Raw genomic sequence first — 20188 nt, forward strand, 5'->3', positions numbered from 1 at the left:
TTTCTGCCTTGGAGTCATCCATGAAACCCTCATCCCTGGCCCTCTGGCTGGCGGCGACGCTGCTCGCCCAGCCCCTGCAGGCCGCCGAGCTGATCTACGTCGATGCGGCGCCACTCACCACCACGCCGCAAACCTGGCTGGAGAGCCGCCTCGGCGTGACCCTGGTCCCCGACTACGACAAGGCCAGCCTGCTCGGCCACCACTATAGCTTCCATCAGCTGGTCAACGGCCTGCCGGTGGCCACCACCCAGGCCGCCGTCAGCATCGCTCCGACCGGCAAACCCTGGCGCCTCTATCACAACCTGCGATCCCTGCAGAGCGCTGAGCCCGGTTGTGATCCCAACAGCAATCTGGATCCCCTGCTCACCAGCCTGCGGGATGCCGGTGCCGACATAGGTACGCTGGGACCAGTCGAAGCCTGGTACTGGCGCGATGGCGAGACCCTGGTACCGGCCCTGCGCCAGCGGGTGCGCGAGCACAAGGATGGCAACGCCAAGGCATCCTATGTCCAGCTGTTCGCCAGCTGTGACGGCAGCCAGGAGCTGGGCCGCTGGATGGACGCGGCCACCACGGCGGCGCCCTTCACCCCCGATGCGGGGGACCACTCCGTACTGGCCCGGGTATTTGACCCGGATCCCCGCACCCAGTTGCAAGACGCCAGCCTGGTCTGGCATGAGTCCCTGGTGCTCGCCGAGACCGCCTATCAGGACAGGGTGGCCCTGCCGGTCAGTCTGCAGGGCAGCGACTATGTGCTGAGCGGCCCCAACGCCCGGGTGGTGGATGCCATGGCGCCCACCATGGATCCCTACCGCGCCGATAACCCCCAGGCATTTCGCCTGACCCGGGACGATTCCGGCTTTGCCGACATCAATGCCTACTACCATCTGGACTTGGCCCAGCGCCATATCAAGGCGCTGGGCTTCACCGACCTCATCCCCGGCGCCCTCGACATCGACACCGATGCGGGCTATCAGGACAACTCCCTCTACGATCCGTTCGAGCGCAGGCTGGAGCTGGGTCGCAGCGGCGTGCCCGATGCCGAGGATCCCATGGTGGTCTGGCACGAGTTCGGCCACGCGGTGCAGCACCACATAGTGCCGGATCTCGGTGACGAGGCGGATTGGGGCGCCATCGGCGAGGGCTTCAGCGACTATCTGGCCGCCAGCCACCGCCAGCGCAGCGAGGCCGGCCGCAACTTCGAGCCGGCCCTGGTCTTCAACTGGGATGCCCGCTTCACCGACCGCACTCCGCGCCAGCTGGACGATCTGCGTGCCCGCTACCACCCGGACTACAACTACCCGGCCCACCGCACCGTCAACGGCAGCAACGGGGATCAGCTGTGGGGCACGCCGCTGTTCCAGGCCCTGCTGGCCTCGGTCGCCGAGTACGGAGAGGTGGCGCGGGATGAGTTCGATCGCCTCGTCATCGAGTCCCACTTTGGCCTGGGTCCGGCCATCCGCATGCCGCAGCTCGCCCGCCTGACGGTGGATACCGCCGAGCGGCTCTACCCGGCGCGCCACTATGGCCGCCACCTGGAGCAGGCATTCCGCCAGCACGGCCTGTTGCAGGCCCCGGTCAACCTGGCACTGGCCGATGGCAGCGCCATCGAGCTGGGTCAGCGCCAGTCCGTGGTGCTCAGCCTGAGCAACCCGGGCCAGGTTCCCGTGACCCTGCACGAGCTGAGCCTGACGCTGCCGACGGGCCTGCAGGCCGACCCCTACGAGTGGCAGGCCAGCACCCTGGCGGCCGGCGCCAGCATGAGCACCACCCTGCGATTGCTGGCCCAGAGTCCGCTTGCCTGCGGCGATGTGGTGAGCCTCCCCGTCAATCTCGCCCTGACCGGCGCCAGCCCGAGCGAGCGTCAATGGCAACAGCAACTGACCCTGCCCATCGGGACCCCCATCATCAGCCGGGCCAACGGCCAGGCCCTGACCCTCAAGGATGCGCAGAGCGCGGAGGAGAAAGGGTTGAGCCAGGCCAGCCTGCTGCTGGAGAAGACCCAGGCCCGGGTGAGCGAGCAGTTGCAACTGAACCTGGATCTGCAACACGAGGCGCTGGATGAGCTGGAGATCTGGCTCAACTCCCCCTCGGGCACCCGGGTCCAGATCTGGGACAAGGGCTACAGCCTGCTGCCGCGCCTCAAGGGGGTCTTCCCGACCGAGCTGCAACCCTTGCAATCACTGAGTCAGTTCATCGGTGAGCCGCTCGCCGGTCAGTGGACCCTGGAAGTGGTGGACAACGCCCCCGGCAAGCAGGGTCGCCTCAATGGCTGGAGCATCAGCCAGCGCACCGGCGCCCAATGTGGCGAGCCCGTGGCGCAACCGGATGACGGCATCATCCACTTCAACACCTCGGACAGCAGCGGTGGCGGCAGCCTCAACCTGCTCTGGCTGCTGCCGTTCGCCCTCTGGCGACGCCTGGTTCGCCGTGGCTGAGACACCACCACAGCACTATTGATGGTTAAACACAGCGAGGGGCCCTCGGCCCCTCCAAGGACAATAAATGAAGATGAGAATGACCCCGCTGGCCTGTTTGCTGGCCCCCCTGCTCACCGCCTGCGGTGGCGGCAGCACGGATGAGGCGCCACTGGCGGCGCCGGATTATCGCCTGACGGTCACCCTGCCCCAGGCGGGCACCCTGTGCGTCAACCTCAACCAGAACGACAGCTGCGACGCCGGCGAGCCCGAGGTCAGTGGCGCCGCCGGTGCCCGTCAGCTGAGCGGCAACTCTCCCAGCCTGCTGACCAGCCCCTTGCTGTTCATCCCAAGGGACACGGCCGCCCTGACCCTGACCCATCCGGCGGCGCGCCTCGATGGGCAGAGCCTCGCCCCCACCCCCTTGAGCAGCCTGTTGCAGACCCGCATCGGCGACGGGATCCCGCCGGCCCAGGCACTGGCCGAACTGCTGCTGGCCCTGGCCCCGCTTCAGCCCGGCCAGGATCTCGACGCCCTGAATCAGCTGGGAGCCTTCAACCAGGCCCTCGGCGAGCTGGCGCTGGCCGCCCTCGATGACGCCGGCACCCTGCCAGGACTCTCCGCCGATGAACGCCAGCGCCAGATCTGGCAGGGTCTCGTCACCCTGTTGCCCGAGCTCGGCCAGCACTTTGCCAACAGTCCCGAGTTGCTGAGCCTGCAAGCCAGGCTCAGCGCCGTGCTGCTGCAACAGCAGCCACGAGCGCTGATCACCAGCAGCGGTGTCACCACCTACAGCGACGGGGTGGACTATCTGCTGACCAGCGAGCCCGCCGATCACCCTGGCCAGGAGGCGAGCCTCAAGCAGCAGCCCCTGCGCTATCGCAAGCTCGGCGGCAAGGGGCAGCCGCTGCCGGACGATGCCAGCCAGTGGGACTGCGTGGAGGATCTCAACACCGGCCTGGTATGGGAGAAGAAGCTGGATGACCCGGACAGCCCGCGGGACCTGCACCGCGTCTTCGCCTGGGAATTTGGCAACTATCACCCAGGGCAAGCTGAGCGGGATTATGCCTGCCCGGAGGGGGAGGACATCTGCTCCACGGAAGACTACCGCCAATGGCTCAACGCCCAGCAGTTATGCGGCATCCAGAGCTGGCGCCTGCCCCACGCCCAGGAGCTGATGAGCCTGCAGCATTTTGGCTCTCTCAATCAGCAGGATGGCCAGATAGTCAGCATGGATGTGCGCTACTTCCCCGACGTTGGCCCCTCCAACGGTGACTACGATGGCAGCTACTGGACCCAGACCCTGACCCCGTCCCGGCGTCTCGAGAGTGTTCCTATCGCAGTCATGGGCCCCCTGTTCCTGGGGGAGGACGCGGGTACCGATTACCCCTATGCCGTCCAAAACAAAGATGAAATCAATGCCATACAATTGCGCCTGGTGGCCGAGGTAGCCCGATGAACAAGTATCTCCTGACCCTGCTGCTCAGCCTGTGCAGCCCGCTGGCACTGGCCATTGCCATCTGCGACGACAGCCTGCCCAGGACCAGCCCCAGCTCCCGCTTCCTCGATCACGGCAACGGCACCGTGACCGACCGGGCCTCCGGCCTGACCTGGATGCGCTGCCAGCTGGGCCAGACCTGGCAGAATGACAGCTGCCACGGTGAACCCACCCGTCTCTACTGGCAACAGGCGCTGCTGACCGCCGAGCGGATCCGCACCGAGCCCAACCACGCCCTCCATGGTTTCGGTGGCCACCACGACTGGCGCCTGCCCACCATCAAGGAGTTGACCAGCGTGCTGGAGTCCGCCTGCTACAAGCCCGCACTGAATGAGACCATCTTCCCCCGCGCCATGGCCGGTGACGGGAAAGAGGTGAACGACGGCTATGTCTATCTCTGGTCCTCCACGCCCTTCCCGGCGGGCAAGACGGTGGCCTACATGGACATTACCAGCGGTGCTGTCGGCTTCAGGGCCCCCAGCGCCTGGGCCAAGCAGGTGTTGCTGGTGCGTTGATGGCCTGGGTGGGGGCCTCATGGCCCCTGCCCTGTCGCCTGCGGGGGCCGATTTGTGAGGCATCTCGTCAAAAAAGCATCAAATTACGTCATTGTGTGCCGGTCACGGCAGGTTTTGCGCCCCGCAGCGCTGGCATGAAAACGGCAGAGCGGTTAGTCTAGCGGCGTTGAAGCAATCCCATGAGGTACAGATGAAAACCGTATTGCGTTTTAGCCTGCTGGGCGCCTTGTTATTGGGTGGCCATGCCTTCGCCGCCGAACCGAAAAAATTTGATATCAGCATGTTCCCCGCCGCCGAAGTGAGCCAGGAACGTGTCGTGATCCGTCTGCCGGAAGTCGAGAACGAAGCCGACATGATGGTCGAGCTGCAAGTCGGCAAGAAGATGCTGGTCGACTGCAATCTGCCGCGCTTCGCCGGCAACCTGGAACAACACAGCGTCAAGGGCTGGGGTTACAACTACCTGACCCTGGGCCAGGTCTCCGGTCCCGTCAGCACCCTGATGGCCTGCCCGGATGGCCAGAAGAAAGACACCTTCGTCCAGATCTACGGTCAGGGCTTCTTCGTGAACTACAACTCCAAGCTGCCGTTCGTCATCTATGTGCCGCAAGAGTATGAAGTGCGCTATCGTCTGTGGCGTGCCGACAACCTCGCTCAGCCAGCCATGATCGAATAAGCATCGAACGCTCCGGTACTGCGGTTCATGAACATTCAAACAAGGCGCCACATGGCGCCTTGTTTTTTGACTTTTCCTCGTGCAATTGCTGCGATTTCCTTTACAGAAGCTGACATAACTCCACTATTTTTCAGGCTTTTTTGTGGCACTCACCGCAAAATTCCGGCTCGGGATAAGCCAAACCCAGTTCGATGAAATATATTTATTAACATAGTAAAAAAATTGATTTTGCACTCTGCGACGGCCTGATGATACTTGCCCGCAAAGGTCAAACTAACCAGAACAAGAGCACTATGAGCTTCGAATCAGACAAGCGTTTCAATGACTTCAAACATTTTCCCCGTGGCCTGCGTCGCAGCGGCGAATTCACCGTAGCCGAAGCGGACAGTCTGGAAAAATATGGTACCGTCATGCTGGCGCTCTATCAGGGCATCCAGGCGCCGCGCGATGAGGTCGAGACTGCCTTCATCGAGCAGGTCAAGTCTGGCGCCGCCGGTAGCAACCCCCATGCCAAGGTGTGGTTCAAGTATCTGAAGGTGATTGGTCCCAAGCGCGTGCATCGTCTGTGCACCGTCGCCGGTGGCGCCAACGAAGACATGGGCGGCAGCTTTGAAAGCAGCGGTGGCGGCGGTGGCAGCGACGAGTCTCTCGATTAATGGATACCGAGCTGCTTCGGACCTTCATCGAGGTCAGCAAGACCCGGCACTTTGGCCGGGCTGCCGAGAATCTCTACCTGACCCAGTCGGCGGTGAGCTTTCGGATCCGCCAGCTTGAGCAGCAACTCGGGGTCAGCCTGTTTGCCCGCCATCGCAACAACATCCGCCTGACCGCCTCCGGTGAGCGCCTGCTGCCCTACGCAGACGCTATCTTGCACACCCTGGGCCGCGCCAAGCAGGACGTGGCCCTCTCCCCCGGTTTCAGCCAGCAGCTCGCCATCGGCGCCCCCGCGGTGTTCTGGGAGCTCGATTTCAACGACTGGCTCAATCACGTCTATGCACTGGCTCCCGGCCTAGCTGTGCGGCTCGAAACCGCCTCGCGCGAGCACCTGTGCCGCCAGTTGCTAGAGCGCTCCCTCGATCTCGCCCTGCTCTCGGAGCCGACCAAGATCGACGAGATCGCCCTGCACCCCATCGGTGAGCTGGTGTTCGTGCTGGTGAGTAGGGACAGTGCCGCCAATGCCGACAGCCTGATGCAGATGCCGCACATTCACCTCGATTGGGGCACCAGTTTCGAGCCCCCATCCAGCCGCTTGCAGAGCCTGCAGAAGACACCCGTGCTGCATTCGAGCTCCGCCAGCATGGCGCTGCAGTTCGTGCTGTCCAACGGCGGCGCCGCCTATCTGCCGCGGCGGATGGTGAGCCCCTTCCTCGAGCAGGGCAAACTGCACCTGGTGGACGGGGGGCAGCCGCTGAGCCGCCCGCTCTACCTCGCCTATCTGGAGAAATCCGATCGCCGGGAGCTCATCGATCAGCTGCTGACCCTGCCGCTGGGCTGGGATGAGGCCGAGCTGCGACTGCCGTCGCTCGAGTAAAGCAAGCGGCTGCCAAGATGGCATTTTACCTGCGTCTTTCACTACTGGATTTGCACAAAGCAGAGCAACAACAACGAAAAAGGGGCCCAAAGGCCCCTTTTGTATGGATGAGATTCAACCTCAGCCGTGTTGTCGGCGGTCGTTGGCCTGCGCCAGCAACATGCGGCTCTCGCGCAGGAACTCGTCCGCCCGTTCGCCGAAGAAGCCGGAGACCTGCTCGAAGGCGTCGATGAAGCCCGCCCTGTCCCCCTGCTCCAATATCCCCAGCACCTCGCCGAAGTTCTGGTAGTAGCGGCGGATCATCGCCAGGTTCTCGGGCGACGACAGTATGATGTCGGCATAGAGGTGCGGATCCTGGGCAAACAGCCGTCCCACCATGGCGAGCTCCAGCCGGTAGATGGGGGAGCTCAAGTTCAGCAACCGGTCCAGATTGGCCTGCTCCCGGGAGAGGTGCCAGCCGTAGGCGAAGGTGGCGAAGTGGCGCAGCGCCTGGATGAAGGTCATGGCCTCGTCGTGGGCTTTGGCCTCCACCTGTTGCAGACGCGCCCCCCAGATGGTCATCTGCTCCAGCAGCCACTCGCTGGCGCCCGGGCTCCGGCCCTGGCAGCAGACGATCACCTGTTTGGCGAGGCTCGCCACGTCCGGCCCGAACATGGGGTGCAGCCCCAGCACCGGCCCCTTGTGTACCGCCAGCATGTGGGCCAGCGGCTCGTTCTTCACGCTGGTGACATCCACCAGCAGGCAATCGGCAGGCAATCCACCGAGCCGATCGATGACCTGGCAGGTGACATCAATGGGCACCGCCACCATCACCAGCCCGGCCCCGGCCAGGATCGCGTCGGCGCGCGGCCAATCTTCCTGCTCGAGCGTCGCGACCTTATAGCCAGACAGGCTGAACAGCTGGCCGAACAGTCGGCCAAGCTGGCCCTGGCCACCGATGATCACCACCTTGCCAAGGGTCGGTTTCATGCACTTGAAGTGGTGCTCCTTGTCGCTGGTCGACTCCAGAATATAGGATTCACGCATCACCCGGCGCAGCACATCCTCGATCAGATCCCCGGGCACCCCGAGGGATTCAGCCTCGTCCCGGCGACGAGCCAGCATGCTCGCCTCCCGATCCGGCGCATAGATGGGCAGGCCGTGCCGGCTCTTCACCTCGCCCACTTCCCCCACCAGGGCCAGGCGCTCGGCCAGCAGATCGATCAGCTGCCTGTCCACCGCATCAATCTTGTCCCTGAGGGCATTCAATTCTTCAGCCATGTCCAATCCTTGCTGGCGCCGCTGGCAGCGACGCCTCGTGATTCAATCGATTGCAACAGATGTCAGGAGGGCGCCACCGCCATTGGCCGTGGCGCCCTCCTGCTCCAGATGATGACAAGATACCACGGCTTAAGACGCGGTTCTGCCCTGAAGTGGCGTCGCCAGCTGACGATGGCAGCGGGCCAGCAAGTCGGCGGTGGTGTCCCAGTCGATGCAGGCATCGGTGATGGAAACCCCGTAGCGCATCTGCGCCTTGGGCTGCTCGCTGGACTGGTTGCCCTCCAGCAGGTTGGATTCGAGCATCACCCCTATGATGGAGCGGTTGCCCTCCTGGATCTGGTGGATGACGTTGTCCGCCACCTTGGGTTGCAGGCGGTGATCCTTGCTGGAGTTGCCGTGGCTGCAATCCACCACCAGACCGGGCAGCAGACCCGCCTTCTCCAGCGCCTCTTCCGCCAGGGACACATTGACCGAGTCGTAGTTCGGGTGCTTGCCGCCGCGCAGGATCACGTGGCCATCCGGGTTGCCCTGGGTCTGCAGCAAGGCAACCTGACCCTGCTGGTTGATGCCCATGAAAGCATGGGGGCTGGAGGCCGCCTGCAGCGCATTGATGGCGGTACCGAGGTTGCCGTCGGTGCCGTTTTTGAAGCCGACCGGCATGGAGAGGCCGGATGCCATCTCCCTGTGGGTCTGGGATTCGGTGGTACGGGCGCCGATGGCCGACCAGGAGAACAGCTCAGCTAGGTATTGGGGGCTGATGGGGTCCAAGGCCTCGGTCGCGAGCGGCAACTCCAGCTCGGCCAGCCAGCAGAGCAACTCGCGGGCACGGTGCAGCCCCAGCTCCACGTCGAAGGTGCCGTCGAGATTGGGATCGTTGATAAAGCCCTTCCAGCCGACCGTGGTGCGTGGCTTCTCAAAGTAGACCCGCATGACAATGTAGAGAGAATCCTGGTAGGCATCATGCAGCGCTTTGAGTCTGGTTGCGTACTCTTTGGCGGCGTCCATGTCGTGGATGGAGCAGGGTCCACAGATCACCAGCAGGCGGTGATCACGACGGTGGATGATGTCGGCGATGGTGGTGCGAGCCCCTTGCACGAAAGCCAGCGCACGCTCGGAGATGGGTAACTTCTCCTTGAGCTGGGCAGGCGTGATCATCACTCGTTCGGACTGGATATGGATGTTGTTCAGGGGATCTCTGTGCATTTTCTCATTCTCTCTACTGTATTTAAGCCAATCGCGCCGAGTGTATCTTATTGTTTACACCAGTCAGCACTTTGTTACGCAACCGCCCTCACCTTACCAAGGAAAAACAAACAATCAAGTGAAACCAGCGGTGAAACGGCTCAATAGGTGAATAAACGACCACCCTATCAACCTGGAAGGCCATAAAATCGGGCGACTGCCCCCTCCGAAGAACAAAATATCGTAAACATAAACTTACATACAAGGGCATTGAATGGGTCGCTGACATCTCTCCCCTTTCCCGGACATAAAAAAGCGGGGCACCCGGCCCCGCTTATGTTCCCGTACTCTCTTTTCTTGTTTTATGCCTTGCCGTGCGCCTTGATCGCCTCGACCGCCTTGTCCGGGAAGTCGCTGAACACCCCGTCCACCTCCGCCTGATAGAGGAAGATGTTGAGCAAGTCGGTGAAGTCTTTCGCATAGGCCGGGATCTGCCCCTGATCCTGGCGGAAGGTATAGGGATGCACTTTCAGGCCGGCGGCGTGCGCCTCCTTGACCATGCCGGTGATCACCGGCTTGCCCAGGGTGCCCGGCTCGGTCACCACCATCGGCTTCCAGGGACCTATGCCGTCGGCATAGCTGGCAATGATCTTCATGGCCCCCGGCTTGAACATCCAGTCGTAGTCATAGGGAGTCGCCTTGCCCCTGGCGTCGTAGACCATGGTCTCGTGCCAGTCGGTCTCGGCCATCAGCTGCACCAGCTTCAAGTCCATCCCCATGGCGGGCATCAACTCGGTATCGATGCGTTTGAGTTCGTCGGCATCGAAGCTCTGCAGGTAGATCCTGCTCTCCTTGCTGGTGTAGCCGTACTGCTTGAGCACCTTGAGCACGGCGCTGGAGATGTCCTTGCCCTCGTGGCGGAACAGCCAGGGCGCCTTGATCTCCGGGTAGATGCCAATCTGCTTGCCGGTGCTCTTGTTGAGCCCCTGGATCATCTCGATCTCCTCCTGGAAGGTGTGGATCTCGAAGCGGGATTGCCACAGCGGGAAGCGCGCCGGGTAGACGGGCACCTGCTTGCCATCCACCAGCTGGAACGGCTCCGTCATGCGCAGTGAGCGCACCTCGGCCAGGGTGAAATCCACCACATAGTAGCGGCCATCCGGCCGGGCCCGGCCGGGGAAGCGCTCGGCCACGTCGGTGATGCCGTCGAGGAAGTGATCGTGCATCACCACCAGCTGGTCATCCTTGGTCATCACCAGATCCTGCTCTAGGTAATCGGCCCCCATGCCGTAGGCCAGCGCCTTGGACGCCAGGGTATGTTCGGGCAGATAACCGGAGGCGCCGCGGTGGGCGATCACTATCTTGCCTTCGTCGGCGGCAAGGGTGGGCAATGCGAGTGCGGCCCCGAGGCCGAGGGCCACCAGGGAGAGAGGGAGTTTGTTCATGGTTCGTGCTCTTGTTATTGTGCCGTTTATTATTTCGGCTTGAATGTAGGCTGTTGTTATAGCAGAGGTTTATTGCAGATTTACGGCGGGCGACCAGGGCCGCCCGCCTTCTTCATCAGCTTGCCTTGGGCAAGGCCTGATGTTGATCCAGCCAGGCTTGCAACTGTTGCTGCTCGATCTGGGACAGGCGCAGCCCCAGCTTGCTGCGGCGCCACAAGATGTCTTCCAGGGAATGGGCCCACTCGCGGTTCAGCAGATAGCGCACTTCGGATTCGTACAGACCGGCACCAAAGTGCTGACCACGATCGTCGTGCAGCCAGAGACGGGCATGACTGCCGTACGCCTCGGCGATGCGGCGGGCGCTGCGCTCATCCAGCCAGTCGAACTCGAGCCGATAGGCGCGGGCCAGCTCGGCGGTGGTGCAGTCGAACTCGCCGCCGGGCAACCGGCTGCTGGCGGTCCAGTCTTCTCCCATCTGGTTGAACCAGGGTTTGAGCTTGTTGCAGGCGGCCTGGGCCAGCTTGCGGTAGGTGGTGAGCTTGCCGCCAAACACCGACAGCAGCGGCGCGCCGTCGGATTCGCCACTGAGTTCGAGGGTGTAGTCGCGGGTCACCGCCTGGGGGGAATCTGACTCGTCATCGCACAGCGGGCGCACCCCGGCATAGGTCCAGATCACTTCGGAGGGGGCTATCTGGCGGTTGAAGTGCCCATTGACCACCTTGCACAGGTACTCGATCTCGGCGCCGCTGATCTTGGCCTCGCGCGGGGAGCCCTTGTGTTCCACGTCCGTGGTACCGATCAGGGAGTAATCCTGCTGGTAGGGGATGACGAAGACGATGCGGTTGTCCTCGTTTTGCAGGATATATGCCTCTTCGCGCTCATGAATGCGCGGCACTATGATGTGGCTACCCTTGATGAGGCGGATCCCGCGGGGAGATTGCTCGTGCAGGCTCTCGTCGTAGAAGGTCTTGACCCAGGGGCCGGCCGCATTGACCAGGCCACGGCAGGTGACGCTGAACTGCTCGCCGCCGGCTCGCTCCAGGGTCAGGGTCCAGTGCTTGGAGCCGCGCACCGCCTTGATGCAGCGGGTGCGGGTCTGTACCTCGGCCCCCTTGTCACGGGCCATCATGGCGTTGAGCACCACCAGACGGGCGTCATCGACCCAGGCATCCGAGTATTCGAAGCCCCTGTTGATGCCGCTTTTCAGCCCATCTTGCGGCAGGAAGCGTACGCCGCAGCTGCCTTTGAGTTTGTCGCGCTTGGCCAGATTGTCGTAGAGGAACAGGCCGGCACGGATCATCCAGGCCGGACGCAGGTGCGGGCGATGGGGCAAGCGAAAGCGCATGGGACGGGCGATGTGCGGGGCCATGCCGAGCAACACCTCCCGCTCCGCCAGCGCCTCTTTCACCAGCCGGAATTCGTAATGCTCGAGGTAGCGCAGCCCGCCGTGGATCAGCTTGCTGGAGTTGGAAGAGGTGGCCGAGGCGAGATCCTGTGCCTCGAACAACGCCACCTTCAGCCCCCGCCCCGCCGCATCCGCCGCAATGCCGACCCCGTTGATGCCGCCGCCGACGACGACCAGATCATAATGTTCGCTCATGTTCACCTACTTTCTTATTTTGTGCCTGCAATAGAGGCAATGTTTGATTTCGCTCATATTAGAACATGAAAAAATGATAAACGAACATTTTATGATGAGAATGTGATCGCGATTGTTCCGACAATGCTAAAAATGCTGCCAGTCGGTGATCCCGGCGTCAACGGCGGCCGCTGCGGACAAGAGATCGGACCTGCCGGACGCAGCCAGCATGCCAAGGCGCCGCAGCAAAGAGCTTATAGAGGACGGAGAAATGTACTGAGTGGAGGAAGGCTGAAGGGGCAGGAAAGAAGCGGCCGCCCGGGGGCGGCCTGTGCTGGCGCAGTTTTAGGGGCTCAGCAGACGTGGCAGGCGATCTGATGCTGGGACATCAGCCGCATCAGCCGCTCCGGCGGCGCCTCGTCGGTGAACAGGGCGTGGATCTGGCCGATGTTGCCGAGGTTGACCATGGCATTGCGGCCGAACTTGGTGTGGTCGGCGGCCAGGAATATCTGACGGGAGTGGGCCATGATGGCCTGGGCAATCTTCACCTCGTGGTAATCGAAATCGAGCAGGGAGCCGTCGTTGTCGATGCCCGAGATGCCGATGACGCCATAATCCATGCGGAACTGACCGATGAAGTCACGGGTCGCTTCCCCGACGATGCCGCCATCCCGGTTGCGGATCTCGCCACCGGCGATGATGACGGTGAAGTCATCCTTGGCGGTGAGGATGCTGGCGACGTTCAGGTTGTTGGTGACGATGCGCAGCTCACGGTGATCGAGCAGGGCGCGGGCGATGGCCTCGGTGGTGGTGCCGATGTCGATGAACAGCGAAGAGCCGTCGGGAATGTTGGCCGCCACCTCGCGGGCGATGCGCTCCTTCTCCTTGAGCTGCATGACTTTACGGGCGCTGTAGGCGGTGTTGACGGTACTCGAATGCAGGGAGGCTCCGCCGTGATGGCGCCGGATCTTGTTCTGCTCGGCGAGATCGTTCAGATCCCGGCGAATGGTCTGGGGGCTGACGTCAAAATGGGTCACCAGATCGTCGGTCGAGACGAAGCCCTGCCGCGTCAGGACGTCCAGGATCTCCAGATGTCGTTGGGTTTGCTTCACGCTTGCACTCCGCTGATGAGACGAAAAAAGGCCCCGGCAATGCGGGGCCTTGGTCAGTCTACCTTATCCCTTTTCGGATCGATAAGGGCAGGATCACGTTTTATGCCTGATTGGCAGCGGCCTTGGCGGCGACGGCGATGTTCTCGTGCTTGAGAGTCATCGCCAGCAGGATGATGGACAGCACGCAAGAAACGACCAGCACCATGAAGCCACCGTCCCAACCGAAGTGGTCGACGGTGTAGCCCAGCATGGCGTTGGCGGCCACGGCACCACCGAGGTAACCGAACAGTCCGGTGAAACCGGCGGCGGTACCGGCGGCCTTCTTCGGCGCCAATTCAAGCGCATAGAGACCGATCAGCATGACGGGGCCGTAGATGAGGAAGCCGATGGCCACCAGCGCCATCATGTCGACGCTCGGGTTGCCGGCCGGGTTGAGCCAGTACACCAGCACCGCGACGGTCACCAGCACCATGAACAGGATGCCAGCCGGGGCGCGGCGGCCCTTGAACATCTTGTCCGAGATCCAGCCGCACAGCAGGGTGCCCGGGATCCCCGCCCACTCATAGAGGAAGTAGGCCCAGGAGGAGTGATCCACGCTGAAGTCTTTCGCTTCCTTGAGGTAGGTCGGCGCCCAGTCCAGCACCCCGTAACGGATGAGATAGACGAAGGCGTTGGCGATGGCGATGTACCACAGCAGCTTGTTGTGCAACACGTACTTCATGAAGATCTCCTTGGCGGAGAACTCCTGCTCGTGACTCTCGTTGTAATCCTTCGGGTAGTCGTTCTTGTAATCCTCGATGGGAGGCAGGCCGACCGATTGCGGGGTATCGCGCATAACGAAGAAGGTGATCACCGCGATGGCTGCAGCCGCAGCCGCCGGCACATAGAAGGCGCTGCGCCAGTCGTTGAACCAACCCATGCCGAGGATGAACAACGGGCCTATCATGCCGCCGCCCACGTTGTGAGCCACGTTCCAGACCGAGACGATCTCGCCCCGCTCCTTCTGCGACCACCAGTGCACCATGGTACGACCGCAGGGCGGCCAGCCCATGCCCTGCACCCAGCCGTTCAGGAACAACAGCACGAACATGATGGCGATGCTGGAGGTGGCCCAGTGCATGGTGCCCATCATGAACATGATGCCGGCCGAGAGCAGCAGGCCGGCGGAGAGGAAGTAGCGCGCGTTCGAGCGGTCCGACACGTTCCCCATCAGGAACTTGGACAGACCATAGGCGATGGAGACCCCGGACAGGGCCAGGCCCAGATCGCCGCGGGAGAAGCCCTGCTCTATCAGATAGGGCATGGCCAGGCTGAAGTTTTTGCGTACCAGGTAGTAGCCGGCATAACCGAAGAAGATCCCGAAAAACATCTGCCAGCGCATGCGCTTGTAGAAGGGATCGACCTTGTCGGCCGATAGCCGATCGATGTGGGGTGCTGGCCTGAAGAGACTAAGCATGTTCGCTTCCTTATTGTTGTTATGGGCAGTTGAGGATGCCCCGTTCGTGCAGACCAACCAGATGAGTCCCGATTCGTAAGCGAGCCTATTGTGCTCACATGTGAACATTTAATCTGTGATGGAGGCAGAAATATTGCAGTTTTATTACAGAGAAAGTCATCGGATGAGTGAGGCTACATCGGCCGCAAACCCTTATAGGACGCGGCTTTCACATACCCCATTGGTGGTATCCAGTGCTGTGATAGTTGCTTTACGTCACATTTTCTTAGCAATGAATGGGATCTTGTCCACATTTCCTGTGGCGGAGGTATGGTGAATTGATACAGAAGGTTTATTTTCTCTCTCGTCCAGGAACGAGCAAAAACGAACATAACGTTTGCGCAGGCTCAAATAACAAGAAGAAACGTTTTCGGACGCAACAAATGGATCTGAACGATAACGAGATGGAACATCAAACCTACTCTGGGTGGATATAAGGAATAACAAGTTATGAGCATACAAAGACCCAATACCCTGCTTGGCGAGTGCATCGCCGAATTTATCGGAACCGGCCTGCTGATCTTCTTCGGCGTCGGTTGTGTGGCAGCCCTGGTGCTGGCCGGCGCCAACTTCGGACAATGGGAAATCTCCATTACCTGGGGCCTCGGCGTTGCCATCGCCATCTATGTCACCGGCGGCATCTCAGGCGCCCACCTGAACCCGGCAGTGACCCTGGCGCTGATGACCTTCGCCGGCTTCGACAAGCGTAAAGTCGTGCCCTTCATCATCGCCCAGATAGCGGGCGCCTTCTGCTCCGCCGCCCTGGTCTACTTCCTCTACGGTGGCCTGTTCACCCAGTGGGAACTGACCCACAACGTGGTGCGCGGCAGCGTCGAGAGCTTAGGGACAGCCGGCATCTTCTCCACCTACCCCAATGCCCTGCTCTCCAACATGCAGGCGTTCGCGGTCGAGATGGTGATCACCGCCGTGCTGATGCTGGGCATCATGGCGCTGGGTGACAACAACAACGGCGCCCCCAAAGGCTTCGCCGCCGCCCTGCTGATCGGGCTCCTGATCGCGGTGATCGGTGCCTCCCTCGGCCCCTTGACCGGCTTTGCCATGAACCCGGCCCGTGATTTTGGTCCCAAACTGTTCGCCTTCGTCGCAGGCTGGGGTGATGTGGCCCTGACCGGCGGTCGTGACAACCCCTACTTCTGGGTCCCCATCCTCGGCCCCATCGTCGGCGCCCAACTGGGTACCGCCCTCTATGTGAAAGTGCTGGCTCCCTGTGTACCGGGCAACCGTGTCGCCACCGAAGAAGCCGCCAAACTGTCTAATAAAGAAGAGGCCGCCGCCTAAGAGCGGTTCCCCAAACGTGGAGAACATCATGTCTGCTGAAAAGAAATATGTCGTCGCCCTGGATCAAGGCACCACCTCATCCCGTGCCATCGTGTTCGATCAGGACGCCAATATAGTCGCGACCTCCCAGCGCGAGTTCACCCAGCACTACCCCAAGGCGGGTTGGGTCGAGCACGATCCCATGGAGATCTGGGCCACCCAGTCTTCCGTGTTCACCGAGGTGCTGGCCAAGACCGGCCTGCACAGCGAGCAGATCGCCGCCATCGGTATCACCAACCAGCGTGAAACCACAGTGGTGTGGGAAAAAGCCACCGGCAAACCCATCTACAACGCCATCGTCTGGCAGTGCCGCCGCACCGCCGCCATCTGCGAAGAGCTCAAGGCCCGTGGCCTGGAAGAGTATGTGCGCGAGAACACCGGTCTGGTGCTGGATGCCTACTTCTCCGGCACCAAGGTGAAGTGGATCCTCGACAACGTGGAAGGGGCCCGCGAGAAGGCGATCAACGGCGAGCTGCTGTTCGGCACCATCGATACCTGGCTGGTGTGGAAGATGACCAATGGCGAGGTGCATGTCACCGATCCGACCAACGCGTCCCGCACCATGCTCTACAACATCCGCGATCTGAAGTGGGATGAGAAGATGCTGGACGAGCTCGGCATCCCCATGTCCATGCTGCCGGAAGTCAAACCCTCCTCCGAGGTCTATGGCTACACCACCCGTGGCGGCGGCACCCGCATCCCCATCGCCGGCATCGCCGGTGACCAGCAGTCCGCCCTGTTTGGCCAGCTGTGCTTCGAAAAAGGCATGGCCAAGAATACCTATGGCACCGGCTGCTTCATGCTGATGAACACCGGTACCGAGCCGGTTCGCTCCCATAATGGCCTGCTGACCACGGTCGCCATCGGTCCTAAAGGGGAAGTAAACTACGCGCTGGAAGGGGCCGTGTTTATGGGCGGCGCCACCATCCAGTGGCTGCGCGATGAGCTCAAGATCATCCACGATGCTCGCGACACCGACTACTTCGCCTCCAAGGTGGGTGACACCAACGGCGTCTACCTGGTACCGGCCTTCGTCGGTCTGGGCGCCCCCTACTGGGATCCCTACGCGCGTGGCACCATGGTCGGCCTGACCCGGGGCGCAAACCGCAACCACATCATCCGCGCTGCGCTGGAATCCATCGCCTACCAGAGCCGCGACGTGCTGGATGCCATGCAGCAGGACTCCGGCATCAAGCTGGCGGCCCTGAAAGTGGATGGCGGCGCCGTGGCCAACGACTTCCTGATGCAGTTCCAGTCCGACATGATGCACACCCCGGTGGTGCGCCCGACCCGCATCGAGACCACCGCCATGGGCGCCGCCTTCCTGGCCGGCCTGGCCGTGGGCTTCTGGAAGAGCTCCGACGAGCTGCAAGACAAGTTCAGCGTCGATCGCGAATTCATCCCCCAGATGGATCACGCGGATCGGGACAAGCGCTATCGCGGCTGGCAGAAAGCGGTGGAGCGCTCCCGCCGCTGGGCCCTTGAAGACGAATAACCAGACCCTTTCACCCAGGTGAAAACCCAAAGAGGCCGACAGCGATGTCGGCCTCTTTCTTGTTGCGCCCTGATACGTCAGGAGCGGGCAGACAGATGCTGACGATGTCCCTACAGGGAATGGCTGCCGAGCTGCTCCCGAATAAAGTCGAGCCAGACCCGCAGCCGGATATCGCGCTGGGCATCGGAGTAAAACACCGCATTGATGGGACGCGAGGCGCCGCTGTTGCTGCGCGCCAGCACCTCCACCAGGGCGCCGCTCGCCCTATCCTCCCCAGTCATGAAGTCCGACAGACAGACGATCCCCTGCCCCGCCAGCGCCAGTTGACGCAGGGTCTCGCCGCTGCTGGCCCGCAGGGTCGGGGTGATGGCGAACCTGTCTCCCTGTTCGCTACTCAGCAGCGGCCAGTGGTTGAGGTGATCGGGGTGCAAAAAGCCGAGCAGCTCATGCCCTTCCAGCAGATCCGCCGGTTGGCGCGGGGTGCCGCGCTCGCTCAAATAGGCGGGAGACGCCAGCAGCCGCAGCTTGGAGCGGCCGAGCGGCAGGGCGCGCAGGGAGGAGTCGGTCAGCTCGCCGATGCGAATGGCCATGTCCACCCGCCGCTCCATCAGGTTGATGAAGCCCTCGGAGCTGTGCAACTGCAGCTCGATGGCCGGATAACGGCGGCGAAACTCGCCGATGATGGGCACCAGCCGATGCAGGATGAAGGGGGTGGCGGCATCGACCCGCAATATGCCCTCCGGCTGCTCGCGGCGCATCAGCAGGTGGCTCTCCGCCTCACTCATCTCGGTCAGCACCTTCACCGCCCGCTGGTAGAACCAGCTCCCCTCCTCGGTCAGGCTGACCCGCCTCGTGGTGCGATTGAGCAGCACGGTGGCGAGCTTCTCTTCGAGGCGTTTGATGCCACGGCTCACCACGGAATTGTCCATCCCCAGGTTCTCCGCCGCCTGGCGAAAGCTGCCCGCCTCCACCACGGCCACGAACAGGGTCAGTTCATCGGAATGGGTCTTCATTGTTGTTATCCAGGCAAGAGCAATGGCGTTTTATAGACGCAATGTCGATAAATTGGCAAGCCAAAATCTTCCGCATCACCACGTCAACGCCTGGCACCCGGCCCACATAAACAAGCCCCACGACGAGGCGTGGGGCTTGTATCGACAACGGCCTTCGGCCGGGGGTTAGTTCAACTTCTCAATCTTGGGCGGGATCCAGCTGCCATCCAGTATGGGTTGCTCACCCCAGTAGGCGCGGATATAGAGGGAGAAGTGACCCTCGGGCGCCGGCAGCCAGTTGTTGAGCTCAGCCTTGGCCGGCGCCTTGCGGCTGACATGGATGGTCAGGGAGCCGTCAGGGTTGAGCTTGAGATCCTTGTTCTTGGTGCCGAGCGAATAGCGGTTGAGCTCGTTCGGGCTGAACAAGTGCTTGCTGTTGTAAAGGGTCAGGGACCAGAAACCTCTCACCGGGGGCAACTGCCCCTTGGCGAAGGTGACCTGGTAGCTGTGGGCACCGTCGAGCTGCACCTTGCCGGCATCGTGATCCGTGTAGAAGTACTGGGTTTCATCGGGCTTGTTGTCGAACATGTTCGACTTGGAGGTGCCGGTGCGGTTGTAGTAGTCCACCCCGAACTGGGCGTTGTTCTTCGAGCGGTTCCAGCCATTGCCCGCCGGTACCCCGTTGTTCTCCCACTTGAAGAAGTCGGCGATCACCGTCTTGTCGGTCTGCTCCGCCGCTTCGTTCATCCACTGGCGCACTTTGGGATCCTGCTTGCCCGCGTTCACCAGGTGGCGGAACTGGGCATACAGCGCCTCTTCACCGGGCAAAGGCGCCACCTTGGTCAGCACGTTGTCCAGCTGATCGAAGAACTTGTCCGGGATGACCCACTTGGTCTCCCCGGCGCTGGGGTTGGGCTTCTCGCCGATGGAGGGGATGTTGGCGTAGTCATAGGACTTCATCTTGCCGTCGAACTGGCTTAGGGGATAGCTCATCACCTCCCGCACCGGCGCCTGGATGGCCGCGCGATCTTCCTTGGTGTCGTCCATCTGCACCCGGGGGATCACGTTGGCCATCTCGGTGGAGGAGCGGATCACCCCCTCGATCCCCTTGGGGGTCTCACCCTGCCAGTTTGGCCCCACCAGCAGGTAGAAGCCGGGCTTGGAGCCATAGGGCTTGCCGAGGTTCGCTATCTGATCGGTGCGGGCATCGTAGATGGCGTAGACCCAGAAGCGATCGCCGAAGTCCGGCACCTGGATCACCACGGGTTCTTTATCCAGCTCGAAGAAGCCGAGCCCGTAAACCACGTCCTGATTCGGGCAGGTAACGAAGGTTTCTGCTGGTTTGATATAATCCGTCAGCATACTGAGCTGCCCCATGGGGGCAACCGGCACCATGCCGCCATTGAGGGCCGGATAGGGCGCCTTGGTGATGGTGGCCCGGCGGTTGAACTGATTGACCATGGGATAACCCCAGATGTAGGCCTGCTGGGCGATGGCCTTCACATAGGCCTCCGGCATCTGGACCCCGGCGGCGGGCCAGGTCAACGTATCAAACGCCGTGGGATGGGGAATGGTCAATGGGACCGACTGGGCCATGGCGCCCGTGCTCAGCGCGAGCGTGGTCAGCCATACGAGTTTCTTGAGCTTCATCTATGTCTC

16 protein-coding genes are annotated in these 20188 nt (G+C 62.0%); 8 read left to right on the forward strand and 8 right to left on the reverse strand.

Translation table 11 applies throughout. The annotated features are described in order from the left end of the window. Positions 1-20: 20 nt before the first annotated feature. The 6 genes from ACZ9IL_RS10095 to hdfR all read left to right on the forward strand — a co-directional run bounded on the left by ACZ9IL_RS10095 (position 21) and on the right by hdfR (position 6631). The gene (locus ACZ9IL_RS10095; RefSeq protein WP_476003394.1) at positions 21-2435 is read left to right on the forward strand and encodes a proprotein convertase P-domain-containing protein; all 2415 of its coding nucleotides are present in this window, start codon (positions 21-23) and stop codon (positions 2433-2435) included. A gap of 79 nt (positions 2436-2514) precedes the next feature. Next, the gene (locus ACZ9IL_RS10100; protein ID WP_476005337.1) at positions 2515-3873 is read left to right on the forward strand and encodes an Lcl C-terminal domain-containing protein; all 1359 of its coding nucleotides are present in this window, start codon (positions 2515-2517) and stop codon (positions 3871-3873) included. Continuing rightward, positions 3870-4427 (forward strand): Lcl C-terminal domain-containing protein, encoded by a 558-nt coding sequence (locus tag ACZ9IL_RS10105; RefSeq protein WP_476003395.1) that lies wholly within the window; start codon positions 3870-3872, stop codon positions 4425-4427. Before ACZ9IL_RS10100 ends, ACZ9IL_RS10105 begins: the two co-directional genes overlap by 4 nt. Before the next feature lie 190 nt (positions 4428-4617). Further along, positions 4618-5100 carry a serine protease inhibitor ecotin gene (gene eco, locus ACZ9IL_RS10110; protein WP_476003396.1) on the forward strand — a complete coding sequence of 161 codons (483 nt, stop codon included), beginning with the start codon at positions 4618-4620 and terminating at the stop codon, positions 5098-5100. 293 nt (positions 5101-5393) lie between these two features. Beyond that, the gene (locus ACZ9IL_RS10115) at positions 5394-5756 is read left to right on the forward strand and encodes a MaoP family protein (RefSeq protein ID WP_476003397.1); all 363 of its coding nucleotides are present in this window, start codon (positions 5394-5396) and stop codon (positions 5754-5756) included. Next, positions 5756-6631: an HTH-type transcriptional regulator HdfR gene (hdfR, locus tag ACZ9IL_RS10120; RefSeq protein ID WP_476003398.1), complete on the forward strand. Its 876-nt coding sequence runs from the start codon at positions 5756-5758 to the stop codon at positions 6629-6631. The genes ACZ9IL_RS10115 and hdfR overlap by 1 nt, the downstream gene beginning before the upstream one ends. Before the next feature lie 120 nt (positions 6632-6751). On the opposite strand, the gene tyrA is transcribed toward hdfR, so the two are convergent. From tyrA to glpT, 6 genes are all read right to left on the reverse strand, one after another. Then, positions 6752-7891, reverse strand: a complete 1140-nt coding sequence (gene tyrA / locus ACZ9IL_RS10125; RefSeq protein ID WP_476003399.1) for a bifunctional chorismate mutase/prephenate dehydrogenase — start codon at positions 7889-7891, stop codon at positions 6752-6754. A 129-nt stretch (positions 7892-8020) separates the two neighbouring features. Further along, the gene (locus ACZ9IL_RS10130; protein ID WP_476003400.1) at positions 8021-9094 is read right to left on the reverse strand and encodes a 3-deoxy-7-phosphoheptulonate synthase; all 1074 of its coding nucleotides are present in this window, start codon (positions 9092-9094) and stop codon (positions 8021-8023) included. Positions 9095-9435: 341 nt separating this feature from the next. Further along, positions 9436-10518, reverse strand: coding sequence for a glycerophosphodiester phosphodiesterase (gene glpQ, locus ACZ9IL_RS10135; RefSeq protein ID WP_476003401.1), 1083 nt, complete (start codon positions 10516-10518; stop codon positions 9436-9438). Positions 10519-10633: 115 nt separating this feature from the next. After that, positions 10634-12118, reverse strand: coding sequence for a glycerol-3-phosphate dehydrogenase (glpD, locus tag ACZ9IL_RS10140; protein ID WP_476003402.1), 1485 nt, complete (start codon positions 12116-12118; stop codon positions 10634-10636). Between the two features lie 332 nt (positions 12119-12450). After that, positions 12451-13209 (reverse strand): DeoR/GlpR family transcriptional regulator, encoded by a 759-nt coding sequence (locus tag ACZ9IL_RS10145; protein WP_476003403.1) that lies wholly within the window; start codon positions 13207-13209, stop codon positions 12451-12453. Between the two features lie 100 nt (positions 13210-13309). Next, positions 13310-14665 (reverse strand): glycerol-3-phosphate transporter, encoded by a 1356-nt coding sequence (gene glpT, locus ACZ9IL_RS10150; protein WP_476003404.1) that lies wholly within the window; start codon positions 14663-14665, stop codon positions 13310-13312. A 489-nt stretch (positions 14666-15154) separates the two neighbouring features. Here glpT and ACZ9IL_RS10155 point away from each other — a divergent pair, with 489 nt between their 5' ends. Continuing rightward, positions 15155-16003, forward strand: a complete 849-nt coding sequence (locus ACZ9IL_RS10155) for an MIP/aquaporin family protein (protein WP_476003405.1) — start codon at positions 15155-15157, stop codon at positions 16001-16003. A gap of 28 nt (positions 16004-16031) precedes the next feature. Further along, complete coding sequence (gene glpK, locus ACZ9IL_RS10160) at positions 16032-17537, forward strand: glycerol kinase GlpK (RefSeq protein WP_476003406.1); 1506 nt, start codon at positions 16032-16034, stop codon at positions 17535-17537. A 110-nt stretch (positions 17538-17647) separates the two neighbouring features. Here the strand turns inward: glpK and ACZ9IL_RS10165 are convergent, their stop codons facing one another. Both ACZ9IL_RS10165 and ACZ9IL_RS10170 read right to left on the reverse strand, forming a co-directional pair. Beyond that, positions 17648-18550, reverse strand: coding sequence for a LysR substrate-binding domain-containing protein (locus tag ACZ9IL_RS10165; RefSeq protein ID WP_476003407.1), 903 nt, complete (start codon positions 18548-18550; stop codon positions 17648-17650). A gap of 165 nt (positions 18551-18715) precedes the next feature. Continuing rightward, positions 18716-20179 (reverse strand): DUF1254 domain-containing protein, encoded by a 1464-nt coding sequence (locus tag ACZ9IL_RS10170; RefSeq protein WP_476003408.1) that lies wholly within the window; start codon positions 20177-20179, stop codon positions 18716-18718. Positions 20180-20188: the final 9 nt, after the last annotated feature.

The sequence above is a fragment of the Aeromonas sp. TECH754 genome, from assembly GCF_056279295.1.